The organism is Streptomyces sp. NPDC028314, from assembly GCF_055565795.1.
The window spans coordinates 23,574-37,922 of sequence record NZ_JBVHTP010000016.1; the positions used below are offsets into that span (position 1 = coordinate 23,574).

Genomic DNA, 14,349 nt, shown 5'->3' on the forward strand with positions numbered 1-14,349 from the left:
CCGCCGGACCCGGCCTCACGGGACCCCGGGCCGGGGGTGCGGAGGGGGCCGACGGGGCCAATGGGGGGTGTGGTGTGACCATCGGCTGATCCGATCGGGCGATTTGTCCGCCGCGCTCCACACGGGTCGTCGCTCTGCGTGAACTACGCTCGGCAACCCTAAGGCAGGGAGAGGAGCGGATCCGTGACGGATTTCGTCGGGCGGCGGCGTGAGCTCAAGGAGCTGCGCGAGGACATCGCACGGACCGGGCTCGACACCCTCTCGGGCCGGAAGGCCAAGGCGCCCCGCGCCCGGGTGCTGCTCGTCGCCGGACGGCCGGGGTCGGGGCGCACCGCGCTGGCCGAGGCGTTCGTGCGGGAGGTCCGCCACCAGTACCCCGACGGGGTCGTCAGGGTGCGCCTCACCGCGCCCGGCGGGGAGACCGTGCCCACCGAGCGGGCCGTCAGGACCCTGCTGGAGGGACTCGGGCAGCCGACCCCGCCCGGCGCCGGGGAGGACGACCTCAGCTCCGCGCTGCGGACGGCGCTGACCGGCAGGCGGGCGATCCTGCTCGTCGACGACGCCGCCGACCCGCACCAGGTCGACGCCCTGCTGCCGGACACCCCCGAGTGCCTGGTCGTCGTCACCGCCGAGGGGCCGCTCACCGGGATCCCGGACGTCCGCCCGTGCACCCTCGGCGGGCTGGACACCCCCTCCGCCGTCCAGATGCTCGCCCAGCGCATCGGGGACACCCGGATCACCGTCGACCCGCGCGCCGCCGAGGGTCTGGCCGAGGAGTGCGGCGGGCAGCCCGCCGCGCTGGCCCTGGTCGGCGGCTGGCTCGCCGCCCACCCCAAGGCCTCCGTGGCCGATGTGGCCAAGCAGCTCCACGACATGCCGGCCGCCACCGGCGGGCCGCTTCCCCGCGCCTTCCGGCTCGTCTACGAGGGGCTGCCGCAGCCCGCCCAGCGGACCCTGAGGCTGCTTCCGCTCGCACCCGCCGGGATCCTCGACTCGCACACCGCCTCCGCCCTGGCCGGCTGCTCCGTGGCCGCCGCGCAGTCCACGCTGGAGGACTTCGCCGGGCTGGGCCTCGTACGGCACGCGCCCGACGGCCTGTTCCTGCTGCCCGGCTGCCTCGCGCCCCTGCTCCAGGCCCTGCTGGAGACCAGGGAGCGGCCGGCGGAGGTGCAGCTGGCGCGGGCCCGGATGCTGGAGCGGACCGTACGGCTGCTGACCTCCTGCCGGGCCATGGCCGAGGGGGACGAGGACCTCGTGCGGGAGCGGCTGGACGGGCTGCCGCGCGCGCTCCGCTTCCCCGACCGGCGGTCCGCCGCCACCTGGCTGGACACCCGGCTGCCCGCCCTGTCCGCCTCCGCCACCCTGGCGGTGGCGGACGGGCAGCTGGACACCCTGGCCCGGCGGCTGGTCGCGGCCCTCGTGCGGGCCCTGGCGGAGCACCGCGGCACCGAGGCGGCCGCCCCCGAGCTGTACGGGCTGCACCGCCTGGTCCTGGACGTGGCCGAGCGGCGGAACCTGCACCGGGAGCAGGCCGCCGCGCTGCTGAACCTGGCCGATCTGGACGCCGAGACCGGCCGCACCCACGAGGCGCTGGAGCGCTACCGGGCCGCGCTGGACGCCGGAAGGGCGGCGAACGATCCGTACGCGACGGGCCGCGCGATGGAATCCGTAGGCGGCGCGTACCTGGAGCTGGCGGACTGGCACCGGGCCTCCGACTGGTTCGGCCGGGCCCTGTCCCAGGCCCTCGCCCGGGGGGAGCGCGCGGACGAGGCCAGGCTGTACGGCCGGCTCGGCAACGTGCACACCTACGCCGGCCGGTACGGGGACGCGCTGCGCAGCTGGCGGGCGGCCGCCGCCGGGTATCGGAAACTGGCCGATGTCCCGGGCCAGGCAAAGGCGTTGAGCGAGATGGCGCGCATTCAGGAGTACGCCGGGCGGCCCGAGGAGTCGCTGCACACCTGCCGCGAGGCGATCGAGCTGGCACGCCGGGCCGGGGACCTGCGGCTTCAGGCCGCGCTGCAGGTCCGCCTCGCCGACACGCTGGACCGGCTGGGTGATCCGGCGGCTGCCAGGCTGCACCGTTCCGCAGCCGACAGATTGCTGGGAGATGACCCCGCAGCCTGCGAAATCCGCAGTGATTCCGACTGAGATTATTTGTTTGCAAGGCTAGACAGCGCGTCGTCCTTCATTAGACTGGCTTCACCACGACATCCCGTGGTGCATCCCGTTGCGCGTTCTTGTGGGCGGGTATGTATGGAAGTGCCCCGTAATATCCCCTGAGCCAAGGACCGTGATCGACGATGAAGGTCGGCATCCCCCGCGAGGTCAAGAACAACGAGTTCCGGGTCGCCATCACGCCCGCCGGCGTGCATGAGCTGGTCCGCAACGGCCACCAGGTCTTCGTCGAGCAGAACGCCGGTGTCGGCTCCTCGATCACGGACGCGGAGTACGTCTCGGCCGGTGCCGAGATCCTCGGCACCGCCGACGAGGTCTGGGCGACCGCGGACCTCCTGCTGAAGGTCAAGGAGCCGATCGCCGAGGAGTACCACCGCCTCCGCAAGGACCAGACCCTCTTCACCTACCTGCACCTCGCGGCCTCCCGCGAGTGCACGGACGCCCTCCTGGAGTCCGGCACCACCGCCATCGCGTACGAGACCGTCGAGCTCGCGAACCGCGCGCTCCCGCTGCTCGCCCCGATGTCCGAGGTCGCGGGCCGCCTGGCCCCGCAGGTCGGCGCCTACCACCTGATGCGCTCGGCCGGCGGCCGCGGCGTCCTCCCGGGCGGTGTCCCCGGCACCCACGCCGGCGAGTGCGTGGTCATCGGCGGCGGCGTCTCCGGCTGGAACGCCGCGCAGATCGCCATCGGCATGGGCTTCCACGTGACCCTGCTCGACAAGGACATCAACAAGCTCCGCGAGGCCGACAAGATCTTCGGTACGAAGATCAAGACGATCGTCTCCAACGCCTACGAGCTGGAGAAGGCCGTCGTCGAGGCCGACCTCGTCATCGGCGCGGTGCTGATCCCGGGTGCGAAGGCCCCGAAGCTGGTCACCAACGAGCTCGTCGCCAAGATGAAGCCCGGAAGTGTTCTTGTCGACATTGCGATCGACCAGGGCGGCTGCTTCGAGGACTCCCGTCCGACCACCCACGCCGAGCCGACCTTCAAGGTCCACAACTCGGTCTTCTACTGCGTCGCCAACATGCCGGGCGCGGTTCCGAACACCTCCACCTACGCCCTGACGAACGCGACCCTGCCGTACATCGTGCAGCTCGCGAACCTCGGCTGGGTCGAGGCGCTGCGCCGTGACCCGGCGCTCGGCCTGGGCCTCAACACCCATGACGGCCAGGTCGTTTACGGCCCCGTCGCCGAGGCCCACGGTCTGCCGACGCTCGAGCTGAACACGCTGCTCGGCTGACCCGTCAACGACTGACGTCAATCTCACGTATCCGGCCGGACCTTGCTCGCAAGGTCCGGCCGGAGGCGTTTGCGGAGTACGTGACGGGGCGGTTCAACTCGCCTCGAACGTAACCCTTTAACCCTTTCGCACACCTGCGAAACTTCGCGGCGACAGCTCGTACGCCCTTGACAGAGTGGTGTTCGGTTGCCGACACATCGTGCCGGGTCCGGCGGATTGTGTTGCCGCTGGGCGGTGACACGCCATAGAGTCGCCAACCGTCGGCATGGTGCCACGCTGACCTATCGATAAGTGTCCTGGTCACGTCCGAGGAGGTAAGACGACTTGTGAATGAGTCGACATTTGCTCCTGGGGGTGGTCGAGCAGGAACGCCTGCGCGGGGCCAGGGCCCTGCCGGAATCGAAGCTGTCGGCTCCGTCGCAGTCCGCACCTTCGCAAACCACCAGCACATGACGACGCCCCAAAAGAGCATGGACGGCCTAGACGTGAACTCCAGGGCCGGCGACCTGAGCGGCGAAAAGCCCGTGGGTTTCGCCGACTACGAAAACGTGCCCGAAGGGCACTTCTACGACCCCGACGCGGAGTACGAGCCCGACCCCGAGTACGCGGCCACTCTCGCCCCCGACGCTGCCAGACAGCGCCGTGAGCGGATCGGCCCGACCGGACGGCCTCTTCCGTACTTCCCGATCCCGGGTCCGCTGACGGACCACGGTCCGGCGAAGATCATCGCGATGTGCAACCAGAAGGGCGGCGTGGGCAAGACCACGTCGACCATCAACCTGGGTGCCGCGCTCGCCGAGTACGGGCGCCGCGTGCTGCTCGTCGACTTCGACCCCCAGGGCGCACTGTCCGTGGGCCTCGGCGTGAACCCGATGGAACTCGACCTGACGGTCTACAACCTGCTCATGGAGCGGGGCATGTCGGCCGACGAGGTGCTGCTCAAGACGGCGGTCCCCAACATGGACCTGCTGCCGAGCAACATCGACCTGTCCGCCGCCGAGGTGCAGCTGGTCAGCGAGGTCGCGCGCGAGTCCACGCTGCAGCGGGCCCTCAAGCCCCTGATGGCCGACTACGACTACATCGTGATCGACTGTCAGCCCTCGCTCGGCCTGCTGACCGTGAACGCCCTGACGGCGGCTCACAAGGTCATCGTCCCCCTGGAGTGCGAGTTCTTCGCACTGCGCGGTGTGGCGCTGCTGACCGAGACCATCGAGAAGGTGCAGGAGCGGCTCAACCCGGAGCTGGAGCTCGACGGCATCCTCGCCACGATGTACGACTCCCGTACGGTGCACAGCCGCGAGGTGCTGGCGCGCGTCGTCGAGGCCTTCGACGACCACGTCTACCACACGGTCATCGGCCGGACGGTGCGCTTCCCGGAGACCACGGTCGCCGGTGAGCCGATCACCACGTACGCCTCCAACTCCGTCGGCGCCGCCGCCTACCGCCAGCTGGCCAGGGAGGTGCTCGCCCGGTGTCCCGCCGAGTGAGTCTGCCCGGAGCCGACGAACTGTTCCGTACGACCGGTGGGATGGCACTCCAGTCCTCCTCGCCGAGGAGGGGAGCCGAGGAGTCCTCGGGCGGCTCCGCGCAGCCGGAGCACTCGGCGAACCCGGCGGAGGGCGCGGCGGAAGGGCGCGGCCGGGAGGCCGGCGAGCCCGCGGTCGGCGCACAGCGCAGGCCGCAGGAAGGTTCTGTCACCGCCGCTGCCGCCGCCGGGGCCTCCGCGCCGCGGCGCGGCAAGGGCCAGGGCCGGGGCGCCAACCGCCGGCCGAGCGGGCGCGAGCGGCACGACGAGAAGATCACGGTCTACGTCTCCGCCGAGGAGCTGATGGACCTGGAGCACGCGCGGCTGGTGCTGCGCGGGGAGCACGGGCTGGCGGTCGACCGCGGCCGCATCGTCCGCGAGGCGGTCGCCGTGGTCCTCGCGGACCTGGAGTCCCGGGGCGACGCGAGCATCCTCGTACGGAGACTGCGCGGGCGCTGACGGCGCCTGACGCGCGGGCGCGGGCCGGACCGCTAACGTCGCCCCCGGCGGCACCGTCGTGCCGGCCCGTCCGCACCGCCCTCCGCACCACCCTGGACCCCGATGCCCCCTCCCTCCGATCCCGGCCGTCCGACCCGCCGCCACCTGGGCCGCGGCCCGGGCGCCGCCGAGCACCCCCCAGAGGCCCTGGAGGCCCCTGAGGGGAGCGCGGAGCCCGGCGGGGGCGAGGTGCCCGGCCAGGAGCCCGAGGCCCCTGAGGGGCCCGTCAGAGGGCCGGAAGCGGGCGGGGAGCCGGGCGCGGCGGCGGAGGCCGCCGCGGGCGACGGCCGGTTCACGCTGCGGCTGGCGAACTTCGAGGGGCCCTTCGACCTGCTCCTCCAGCTGATCTCGCGGCACAAGCTCGACGTCACCGAGGTCGCGCTGTCCAAGGTCACCGACGAGTTCATGGCGCACATCCGGGCCATGGGACCCGACTGGGACCTCGACCAGACCACCGAGTTCCTCGTCGTGGCCGCCACCCTGCTCGACCTGAAGGCCGCCCGGCTGCTGCCCGCCGCCGAGGTGGAGGACGAGGGTGACCTCGCGCTGCTGGAGGCCCGGGACCTGCTCTTCGCGCGGCTGCTCCAGTACCGGGCCTACAAGCGGATCGCGGAGATCTTCGAGCGCCGGGCGGAGGACGAGGGCAAGCGCTACCCGCGCACCGTCGGACTGGAGCCGCACCACGCCGAGCTGCTCCCCGAGGTGGTCATCAGCATCGGCGCCGAGGGCTTCGCCCGGCTGGCCGTACAGGCCATGCAGCCCAAGGCACGGCCCCAGGTCTACGTCGACCACATCCACGCCCCGCTCGTCAGCGTCCGGGAGCAGGCGGGGCTGGTCGTCGCGATGCTCAAGGCCCGCGGCGAGGCCACCTTCCAGGAGCTCACCGAGGACGCCCCGGACACCCTGACCGTCGTGGCGCGCTTCCTGGCCCTGCTGGAGCTCTACCGGGAGAAGGCCGTGGTCCTGGACCAGGAGGAGGCGCTGCAGGCCCTCACCGTGCGCTGGAGCGGCGGGGACGGCGACGGGATGCCGAGGGTGACGGACGAGTTCGACCAGATCGTGGAGGCGAAGGAATGACCGAGGTGGCGGACTTGGCCCTCAAGGGCGCCCTGGAGGCGGTCCTCATGGTCGTGGACGAGCCCGCGACCGAGGAGCACCTGGCCAAGGTGCTGGAGCGGACCCCCCGCGAGGTCGCCGGCGCCCTGCGCGAGCTGGCCGACGAGTACACCGCCCAGGAGCGCGGCTTCGAGCTGCGGCTGGTCGCCGGCGGGTGGCGGTTCTACAGCCGGGCGCGCTACGCGGCGGCGGTGGAGGCCTTCGTACTGGACGGCCAGCAGGCCCGGCTGACCCAGGCGGCGCTGGAGACCCTCGCGGTCGTCGCGTACCGCCAGCCGGTGAGCCGATCAAGGGTCTCGGCGGTCCGCGGAGTCAACTGCGACGGGGTCATGCGGACCCTCCTCCAGCGGGGTCTGGTGGCCGAGGCGGGGACGGAACCCGAAACAGGTGCGATCCTGTACAGGACGACGAACTACTTTCTGGAGCGGATGGGCCTGCGCGGCCTGGACGAGCTCCCGGAGCTCGCGCCCTTCCTCCCCGAGGCGGACGCGATCGAAGCCGAGACGCAAGAGGGTGTTCCGTCGTTCGATCCGGAGGCACCGTACGCCCCGGACTACTTTGAAGACGACAAGACGACGGAACTTTGATGCGAAGCAGCGGCAACGGCAACGGTGGCGGCAACAGGAACAGCAGCGGCGGCGGTGGCGGGCGTGGCAACTCCCGCGGCGGCAGCTCCGGCGGCGGCGGTGGTTACCGCGGCGGCGGCTCCGGCGGTGGCAGCGGCTCCGGTGGCGGCTACCGCGGCGGCGGCTCCGGCGGCGGCAGCTCCAGCGGTGGCGGTGGTTACCGCGGCGGTGGCTCGGGCGGCTCCGGCGGCTCGGGCGGTTCCGGTGGTTCCGGCGCGGGCGGCTACCGCGACCGCGACCAGGCGCCCCAGCGTCCCCGCAACCCCCGCCCCGAGGAGCGTCGCTACGACGTAGGCCCCGAGGGCGAGCGCAACGGCCGCGGCGGTGCCAAGGCGGGCGGCGGCGGTGCCCGCGGCGCCGGCGACGGCAACCGCGGCGGTGCCCGTGGCGCGGCGGCGCGCGGTGGAGCCAAGGGCGCCCCCCGCACCTCCCGGACCCCCGGCATCGGCGGGGCCGGCGGCCCGCGCAGCGGCCCCGGCAGCCGCAGCGGCCAGTCGCGCCCCCGCGAGCTGGACGCGCGGATCGAGGAGCGCGTACGCGACCGGTACGAGGGCCGGCCCGAGATCAAGACCCCCAAGACCTTCCCGGGTGCCGAGCAGGAGGGGGAGCGCCTGCAGAAGGTCCTCGCCCGTGCCGGCATGGGCTCGCGCCGGGCGTGCGAGGAGCTCATCGAGCAGGCCCGCGTCGAGGTCAACGGCCAGATCGTGCTGGAGCAGGGCAAGCGCGTCCAGCCGAAGGACGAGATCAAGGTGGACGGCCTGACCGTCGCCACCCAGTCGTACCTGTTCTTCGCGCTGAACAAGCCCGCCGGCGTCGTCTCCACCATGGAGGACCCCGACGGCCGCCAGTGCCTCGGCGACTACGTCACCAACCGTGAGACCCGTCTCTTCCACGTCGGCCGGCTCGACACCGAGACCGAGGGCATCATCCTGCTCACCAACCACGGTGAGCTCGCCCACCGCCTCACCCACCCGAAGTACGGCGTGAAGAAGACGTACGTCGCCGCCATCACCGGCCCGCTGCCCCGCGAGATCGGCAAGCGGCTCAAGGACGGCATCGAGCTGGAGGACGGCTACGCCCGCGCCGACCACTTCCGCGTCATCGACCAGCTCGGCAAGAACTACCTGGTCGAGGTGACCCTGCACGAGGGCCGCAAGCACATCGTCCGCCGCATGATGGCCGAGGCGGGCTTCCCCGTCGAGAAGCTCGTCCGGACCTCCTTCGGCCCGATCGAGCTCGGTGACCAGAAGTCCGGCTGGCTGCGCCGCCTGACCAACACCGAGGTCGGCATGCTCATGCGCGAGGTCGGTCTGTAGGACCCCCGGTCCGCGGGCCCGGCCCGCCAGGACCCCGCAGCACCACCGCCCCGCCTGCCGGGGCAGAAAACCCGCGGCGCCTTCCGGCGCCGCGGGTTTTCTGCTTGCCCGGACCCCCGGATCCTGTTTATAGTCAACCTGACTATTAAGGGATGGGGGCCTTCATGGGCTGGGAGACGAGCTGGACCGAGATCCTCGGGTCCGCGACGGGTGCGCTGTGCGTCTGGCTGGTGGCCCGGCAGCACATCGCCAACTGGCCGATCGGGATCGCCAACAACCTCTTCTTCATCGTGCTCTTCGCCCAGGCCGGCCTCTACGCCGACGCCGGGCTCCAGATCGTCTTCATCGCCCTCGCCGCGTACGGGTGGTGGTCCTGGACCCACGGGGGTGGACCAGGAACCGCCGGGGCCCTGCCGGTGCGCCGTACCACGGGCACCGAATGGGCCGCCCTGGCCGCGGCGGGGGCGGTGGGGGTGCTCGCCCTCACCCTGCTGCTGGGCAGCGTCACCGACTCCGACGTCCCCTTCTGGGACGCGCTGACCACCGGGCTCTCGCTGACGGCCACCTACGGGCAGTGCCGCAAGCTCCTGGAGTCCTGGTGGCTGTGGATCGCCGCCGACCTCGTCTACATCCCGCTGTACGTCCACAAGGACCTGTACCTGACGGCCGTGCTGTACGCCGGCTTCCTGGCGCTGTGCGTGGCCGGGCTCCTCGGCTGGCGGCGGGCGCTGTCCACCGCCGCGGGGAGCCGCGAGACGCTGGGGGCGACGGCATGAGGCGCTTCGGCCACGGGCTGGTGCTCGGCAAGTTCTACCCGCCGCACGCCGGGCACCACCACCTGGTGCGCACCGCCCAGGACCGGTGCGACCGGCTGACCGTCCTGGTGTGCGCGGCCTCCGTGGAATCGGTGCCGCTCGCGGACCGGGTCGCGTGGATGCGCGAGGCCCACCCCGGCGCCGAGGTCGTCGGCGCGGTGGACGACATCCCCGTCGACCTGCACGACCCGGCGGTCTGGGACGCGCACATGGCGATCTTCCGCGCGGCCGTGCCCGGCCGGGTGGACGCGGTCTTCACCTCGGAGGAGTACGGGACCGAGCTCGCCCGGCGGTTCGGCGCCGAGGAGGTCCTCGTGGACCCGGGGCGGACGCTCTTCCCGGTGTCCGGGACGGCCGTACGCGACGACCCGGCGGCCTGCTGGGAGTTCCTGGGCCCGGCCGTACGGGCCTCCCTGACGCGGCGGGTCGTCGTGCTCGGCGCCGAGTCCACGGGCACGACCACGCTCTCGCGGGACCTGGCGGCCCACTACCGGCGCCGCGGCGGCGTCTGGGCCAAGACCGCCTGGGTCGCCGAGTACGGCCGCCGGTACAGCGAGGAGAAGCTGGCGGCCGCGCGCGCCGCGGACCCGGCGGCCACCTGGTCCGACGTCTCCTTCACCTCGCAGGAGTTCCCGGTGATCGCCCGCCGCCAGGACGTGGAGGAGGAGAGCGCGGCCCGGCGGGGCTCGCCGGTGCTGTTCTGCGACACCGACTCCTTCGCGACCGGGATCTGGCACGAGCGGTACATGGGCGGCCCCAACGCGGAGGTCGCGAGGATCGCCTCCCTCACCCGGCGGGACCTCTACCTGCTGACCGACGACGCGGGCGTCCCCTTCGAGGACGACGGACTGCGCGACGGTCCACAGCTCAGACCGTGGATGACCGGCCGCTTCCGGGAGGAACTCGCGCGCACCGGGAGGCGTTTCCTGCTCGTGGGCGGGGACCGGGAGGCGCGCCTTGCCAGGGCCGTGGCAGCGGTCGACGCACTGCTCGCCGAGGGCTGGTGGTTCGCGGACCCCCTGCCCGAGAACGTACGGGCGGAGCACCGGTGAGCGCCGGATACGACCCCCACGCCTTCGAGCCGTTCGCGGTGACCGTCGACCTCGCCGTCCTCACCGTGCGCGGCGGAGCCCTGCACGTGCTGCTGATCCGGCGCGGACAGGAACCGTACGCGGGCGCCTGGGCCCTGCCCGGCGGCTTCGTGCTGCCCCGGGAATCCGCCGAGACCGCCGCCCGCCGCGAACTGGCCGAGGAGACCGGCCTGTCGGAGTCGGTGGTCGGCTCCCTGCACCTGGAACAGCTGCGCACCTACAGCGAACCGGACCGCGACCCCCGGATGCGGGTGGTCTCGGTGGCCTTCACCGCACTGGTCCCGGACATGCCGGAGCCGGCGGCCGGGGGCGGCGGAGACGCGGACCGGGCCCGCTGGGTGCCCGTGGGCGAGGCCGCCGGGCTGGCCTTCGACCACGCCGTGATCCTCGCCGACGCGCGGGAGCGGGTGGGCTCGAAGCTGGAGTACACCTGCCTGGCCACCGCCTTCTGCCCGCCCGAGTTCACCCTGGGCGAGCTCCAGGCCGTCTACGAGACCGTCTGGGACACCGCCCTGGACCGCCCCAACTTCCGCCGCAAGGTCCTGGCCACGCCGGGCTTCGTCGAAGCGGTGCCCGGCGCCGCCCGGCTGACCGGCGGCCGCGGCAAACCGGCCGCCCTCTACCGCTCCGGGCCGGCGACGGCCCTGCACCCGCCCCTGCTCCGCCCCTCGGAAGGACACGCACGATGACTGTGGCGACGAAGAAGCGAGCCGCGACCGGCGCCCTGACGGGCCTCGCGCTCGGCGACGCCCTCGGCTTCCCGACCGAGTTCAACGACGTGCCGTCGATCCTGGCCAAGACCGGGCCCTGGCGGCAGATGAGCCTGCCCCGCCCGGCGATCGTCACCGACGACACCCAGATGACACTGGCCCTGGCCCGGGGCATACGGACCGCCGCGGAGCAGGGGCCGATCGCGCCGCTGCGCCTGACCCGGCCCGTCCGCGAGGAGTTCGTCGACTGGTACCACTCCCCGGAGAACAACCGCGCCCCGGGCAACACCTGCCTGGAGGCCTGCCGGCTGCTGGACCACCCCGAGCGGGACTGGCGCGACGCCAGCCGGGTGGGCTCCAAGGGCTGCGGGGCGAACATGCGGGTCGCCCCCGTGGGCCTCGTACCGGGCTGGACGCAGGAGGAGCGGGCCGGCGCGGCCCAGCTGCAGTCCGCCCTGACGCACGGCCACCCGACGGCGCTCGCGGCCTCCGACCTGACGGCCCGCGCCGTGTACCTGCTGGCGCAGGGCACGGAGGTGACGGGCCTGGTCGGGCAGTTGCGCTCGTACGCGCTGGAGAACCGCACCCGCTACCACGAGCGCTGGCTGGGCGACCTGTGGATGCGGACCGCGTCCGACGCCTCGCCGCAGTCCTTCATGGCCCGGGGCTGGGACGAGTGCCTGGCCGTCCTGGACCGCCTCGCGGCCGCGCTGAGGACGCCCTCCCCGGAGACCGACCCCTGCCTGACCACGGGCGACGGCTGGATCGCGGAGGAGGCCCTCGCCACGGCCCTCCAGTGCTTCCTGCTCTTCCCGGAGGAACCGCTGACCGCGCTGCGCAGGGCCGCCTGCACCAAGGGCGACTCCGACTCCATCGCCTGCCTGGCCGGCGCGTTCGCCGGCGCCCACCTCGGCGCGGACGTCTGGCCCCGGGAGTGGGAGGGGCGCATCGAGTACCGGGACGAACTCCTGGCCTTCGGCGCCCTCTGGGACGCGTGACCCCCGCGCGCCCGGACGGCTACGGGAGGCCCTCAGACGGCTGACGCGCGGCGGGTGCGGGCCAGGAAGTCCTCCACCCGGGCGCGGTCCGGGTCCTCGGGCAGCGGGCTGCGGGCGAGGGCGTCCTCGGACTCCCGGGCCAGGCGGGACATCCAGGCGTCGACCTCCTCCCAGCTCAGCTCCCCGCGCCTGACCGCGAGGAGGCGGTCCCGCTTCGGGCCGGCCTCGATGACGAGGCGGCCCGTGCGCAGCAGGTCGCGGCAGGACCCGAGCAGCCGCAGCAGGTGCATCGCGTGCTTCCAGCGCGGGGCGCCGTGGTTGCGTACGTCCGCGAGCAGCCTGCCCCGCTGGGACAGTGCGTAGCGGCCGAACGAGGTGTGCGCCCGGCGGGAGAGGAAGGCCTCGCGCAGGGAGAGGAGTTCCTCGCCCACCGGGGTGGTCCGCTCCACCAGAGGGGAGTGCAGGCACTCCAGGATGTTCGGGTTGGCGCGCAGGGCCAGTTCGCAGAAACGTTCCAGCTCCCAGGAGAACTCCTCGTCCCGCGGCCCCTCCACGTGCGTCGGCGGCTTCTCGAAGCGCCAGAACAGCGGCGTGGGGGCGAGGTAGACACCGCGCCGGTCGGTGTCGCTCGCCTCCGTCGCCAGGCCGAACGCACGGGAGCCCATCACGCACGCGTAGACGGTGTGGTCCCGGACCAGGGTGAGGTCGTTCATCCCGGGAGGGTAGGCGGAACCTCCGCCGCTACGCGAGGGAGATTTCGCCGTTCGCGGCCACGTTGATCTTCTTCTCGGCCAGTGGACGGGTGGCCGGGCCCTTGGCCACCGCGCCGTCCGCGATCTCGAACTTGCTGCCGTGGCAGGGGCAGTCGATGGTGCCGTTCTCGACCTTGTTCACCAGGCAGCCCTGGTGCGTGCACACCGCCGTGAAGCAGCGGAAGGACCCGGCCGTGGGCTGGGTGACCACGAGTTTCTCGTCCTTGAGGACCGTGCCGCCGCCGACCGGCACGGCCGAGGACTTCACCAGCGCCTTCGCGCCACCCGCGGACGGGGCCGCGGGGGAGGACCCCCCGGTCTGCGGGGTGGCCGCGCTGCCCGCCTCGCGCTCGGGCTGCTCGGAGCTCTCGCCGCAGGCCGCTAGCGCGCCGCCCGCGAGGGCCACCGCCCCCGCCGCCAGTACCGTGCGCCGGGCGGTCTGTGTGGGATCGCTCATTGACTGTCTCCTCGCTGAGTGGCCGGGCTGGGCGAGCAGCATCCTGGCCTGCGGCGGGCCTCAAGAGAAGCGTGCCGCGCCAGGCACTTCGCTACTGCTGCGGCGCGCGTCGGGGTCCCGGCCGCCACGGTGCCAGTGAGGCGGGGCTGCCGGGTGTGCGCACCACCTCCCACACGCGTACCACCGCGTCCCGGTTCAACGGGCCGTGGACGTGCGGGTAGCGGCCCTCCGGATCACCCTCCCGGCGGACCTCGGACGTCAGGGCGGACTCGTCGAGTTCCACGGCCAGCAGGGTGCCGGGGGTCTGCCGGTAGTGCGCCTCGGTGATCGCGAGCGCGGTCGCGCGGTCCGCCGAACAGTGGACGAAGCCCTCGGAATCGAGCGAGGCCGGGGCGTACGGGAACTCGGGCGCGGCGGCCCAGTCGGTGAGCGCGACGATGTGGAAGATCATGCCGAAGGTTCTACCCCACGGGCACGGGCCCCGCGTCGCTTGCAGAACTGGGCGTCACTTGCAGAACTGAGCCAGTGCGGCTGCCGAGCCGGCGGCGTAGCCCTTCTCGTAGTTCGGGTCGAGCGGGGCGACACCCTGCTTCGGGGGCTCCTTCTTGCAGTCTTCCTTGGTGTCGGCGACCCCTTGCCGGTAGCCCTTGCGGTACTCGGCGCGGGCGTCCTGCTGCTCGGCCTCCTTGACCGTGGTGCAGGTGACCTTCGGGTCGTCGCCCTGTTGCATGGTCATCGGAAGGGAGTCGGTCGTGACCCCGGCCGCGACCGTCCCGTCAGCCTTCGTCTGCACCCTGAGGGTCGCGCCCGTTTTCACGCTGATGTCGACCGGTTCACCCGGCTTGAAGCCTTGGCCCTTGGCGTCGAACTCGTTCGGCTTCGCGGCGTTCTGCGTCACGCTGCACGTGGCAGTGACCGCCGCCTGGGCCGGTCCCGCCAGGAACGCCGCCGATCCCAGTGCCAGGGACGACGCCAACACGGGCGTCAGCACGGCCAGGCCGATGCGTCGGTTCATCGCTACTTCTCCCG

Annotated in this window: 15 protein-coding genes; 11 read left to right on the top strand and 4 right to left on the bottom strand. The window is 72.8% G+C overall.

All coding sequences use genetic code 11. The features are described 5' to 3' along the window. The first annotated feature begins 183 nt into the window (after positions 1-183). The 11 genes from ACZ4TG_RS30840 to ACZ4TG_RS30890 all read left to right on the top strand — a co-directional run bounded on the left by ACZ4TG_RS30840 (position 184) and on the right by ACZ4TG_RS30890 (position 12,111). Positions 184-2,148 carry a tetratricopeptide repeat protein gene (locus ACZ4TG_RS30840; protein ID WP_468168957.1) on the top strand — a complete coding sequence of 655 codons (1,965 nt, stop codon included), beginning with the start codon at positions 184-186 and terminating at the stop codon, positions 2,146-2,148. A gap of 152 nt (positions 2,149-2,300) precedes the next feature. Continuing rightward, on the top strand, positions 2,301-3,416 hold the full coding sequence (gene ald / locus ACZ4TG_RS30845; RefSeq protein WP_468168960.1) for an alanine dehydrogenase: 1,116 nt from the start codon (positions 2,301-2,303) through the stop codon (positions 3,414-3,416). A gap of 326 nt (positions 3,417-3,742) precedes the next feature. Then, a complete protein-coding gene (locus tag ACZ4TG_RS30850) occupies positions 3,743-4,903 on the top strand; it encodes a ParA family protein (protein ID WP_468168963.1) in 1,161 nt (386 codons plus the stop codon). Beyond that, on the top strand, positions 4,888-5,400 hold the full coding sequence (locus ACZ4TG_RS30855; RefSeq protein WP_468168966.1) for a hypothetical protein: 513 nt from the start codon (positions 4,888-4,890) through the stop codon (positions 5,398-5,400). Before ACZ4TG_RS30850 ends, ACZ4TG_RS30855 begins: the two co-directional genes overlap by 16 nt. Positions 5,401-5,502: 102 nt before the next feature. Next, positions 5,503-6,516 (top strand): segregation and condensation protein A, encoded by a 1,014-nt coding sequence (locus ACZ4TG_RS30860; protein WP_468168969.1) that lies wholly within the window; start codon positions 5,503-5,505, stop codon positions 6,514-6,516. Next, a complete protein-coding gene (gene scpB / locus ACZ4TG_RS30865) occupies positions 6,513-7,142 on the top strand; it encodes an SMC-Scp complex subunit ScpB (RefSeq protein WP_468168972.1) in 630 nt (209 codons plus the stop codon). Before ACZ4TG_RS30860 ends, scpB begins: the two co-directional genes overlap by 4 nt. Then, positions 7,142-8,497, top strand: coding sequence for a pseudouridine synthase (locus ACZ4TG_RS30870; RefSeq protein WP_468168975.1), 1,356 nt, complete (start codon positions 7,142-7,144; stop codon positions 8,495-8,497). Before scpB ends, ACZ4TG_RS30870 begins: the two co-directional genes overlap by 1 nt. A gap of 152 nt (positions 8,498-8,649) precedes the next feature. Further along, the gene (gene pnuC, locus ACZ4TG_RS30875; protein ID WP_468168978.1) at positions 8,650-9,273 is read left to right on the top strand and encodes a nicotinamide riboside transporter PnuC; all 624 of its coding nucleotides are present in this window, start codon (positions 8,650-8,652) and stop codon (positions 9,271-9,273) included. Then, positions 9,270-10,364, top strand: coding sequence for an AAA family ATPase (locus ACZ4TG_RS30880; RefSeq protein ID WP_468168981.1), 1,095 nt, complete (start codon positions 9,270-9,272; stop codon positions 10,362-10,364). The genes pnuC and ACZ4TG_RS30880 overlap by 4 nt, the downstream gene beginning before the upstream one ends. Then, positions 10,361-11,092, top strand: a complete 732-nt coding sequence (locus ACZ4TG_RS30885; RefSeq protein WP_468168984.1) for an NUDIX hydrolase — start codon at positions 10,361-10,363, stop codon at positions 11,090-11,092. Before ACZ4TG_RS30880 ends, ACZ4TG_RS30885 begins: the two co-directional genes overlap by 4 nt. Further along, positions 11,089-12,111, top strand: a complete 1,023-nt coding sequence (locus tag ACZ4TG_RS30890; RefSeq protein ID WP_468168987.1) for an ADP-ribosylglycohydrolase family protein — start codon at positions 11,089-11,091, stop codon at positions 12,109-12,111. Before ACZ4TG_RS30885 ends, ACZ4TG_RS30890 begins: the two co-directional genes overlap by 4 nt. A gap of 32 nt (positions 12,112-12,143) precedes the next feature. On the opposite strand, the gene ACZ4TG_RS30895 is transcribed toward ACZ4TG_RS30890, so the two are convergent. From ACZ4TG_RS30895 to ACZ4TG_RS30910, 4 genes are all read right to left on the bottom strand, one after another. Next, the gene (locus ACZ4TG_RS30895; protein ID WP_468168990.1) at positions 12,144-12,824 is read right to left on the bottom strand and encodes a nucleotidyltransferase domain-containing protein; all 681 of its coding nucleotides are present in this window, start codon (positions 12,822-12,824) and stop codon (positions 12,144-12,146) included. Between the two features lie 28 nt (positions 12,825-12,852). After that, positions 12,853-13,320, bottom strand: coding sequence for a Rieske (2Fe-2S) protein (locus ACZ4TG_RS30900; RefSeq protein WP_468168994.1), 468 nt, complete (start codon positions 13,318-13,320; stop codon positions 12,853-12,855). A 91-nt stretch (positions 13,321-13,411) separates the two neighbouring features. Then, complete coding sequence (locus tag ACZ4TG_RS30905; protein WP_468168997.1) at positions 13,412-13,771, bottom strand: DUF952 domain-containing protein; 360 nt, start codon at positions 13,769-13,771, stop codon at positions 13,412-13,414. A gap of 54 nt (positions 13,772-13,825) precedes the next feature. Continuing rightward, positions 13,826-14,335, bottom strand: a complete 510-nt coding sequence (locus tag ACZ4TG_RS30910) for a hypothetical protein (RefSeq protein WP_468169000.1) — start codon at positions 14,333-14,335, stop codon at positions 13,826-13,828. Between the last annotated feature and the right edge of the window lie 14 nt (positions 14,336-14,349).

Coding starts and splice junctions, on each gene's coding strand:
- ACZ4TG_RS30870 (WP_468168975.1), top strand. CDS start 7,142: ATGCGAAGCAGCGGCAACGGCAACGGTGGCGGCAACAGGAACAGCAGC.
- ACZ4TG_RS30860 (WP_468168969.1), top strand. CDS start 5,503: ATGCCCCCTCCCTCCGATCCCGGCCGTCCGACCCGCCGCCACCTGGGC.
- pnuC (WP_468168978.1), top strand. CDS start 8,650: ATGGGGGCCTTCATGGGCTGGGAGACGAGCTGGACCGAGATCCTCGGG.
- ACZ4TG_RS30910 (WP_468169000.1), bottom strand. CDS start 14,335: ATGAACCGACGCATCGGCCTGGCCGTGCTGACGCCCGTGTTGGCGTCG.
- scpB (WP_468168972.1), top strand. CDS start 6,513: ATGACCGAGGTGGCGGACTTGGCCCTCAAGGGCGCCCTGGAGGCGGTC.
- ald (WP_468168960.1), top strand. CDS start 2,301: ATGAAGGTCGGCATCCCCCGCGAGGTCAAGAACAACGAGTTCCGGGTC.
- ACZ4TG_RS30895 (WP_468168990.1), bottom strand. CDS start 12,824: ATGAACGACCTCACCCTGGTCCGGGACCACACCGTCTACGCGTGCGTG.
- ACZ4TG_RS30900 (WP_468168994.1), bottom strand. CDS start 13,320: ATGAGCGATCCCACACAGACCGCCCGGCGCACGGTACTGGCGGCGGGG.
- ACZ4TG_RS30880 (WP_468168981.1), top strand. CDS start 9,270: ATGAGGCGCTTCGGCCACGGGCTGGTGCTCGGCAAGTTCTACCCGCCG.
- ACZ4TG_RS30905 (WP_468168997.1), bottom strand. CDS start 13,771: ATGATCTTCCACATCGTCGCGCTCACCGACTGGGCCGCCGCGCCCGAG.
- ACZ4TG_RS30890 (WP_468168987.1), top strand. CDS start 11,089: ATGACTGTGGCGACGAAGAAGCGAGCCGCGACCGGCGCCCTGACGGGC.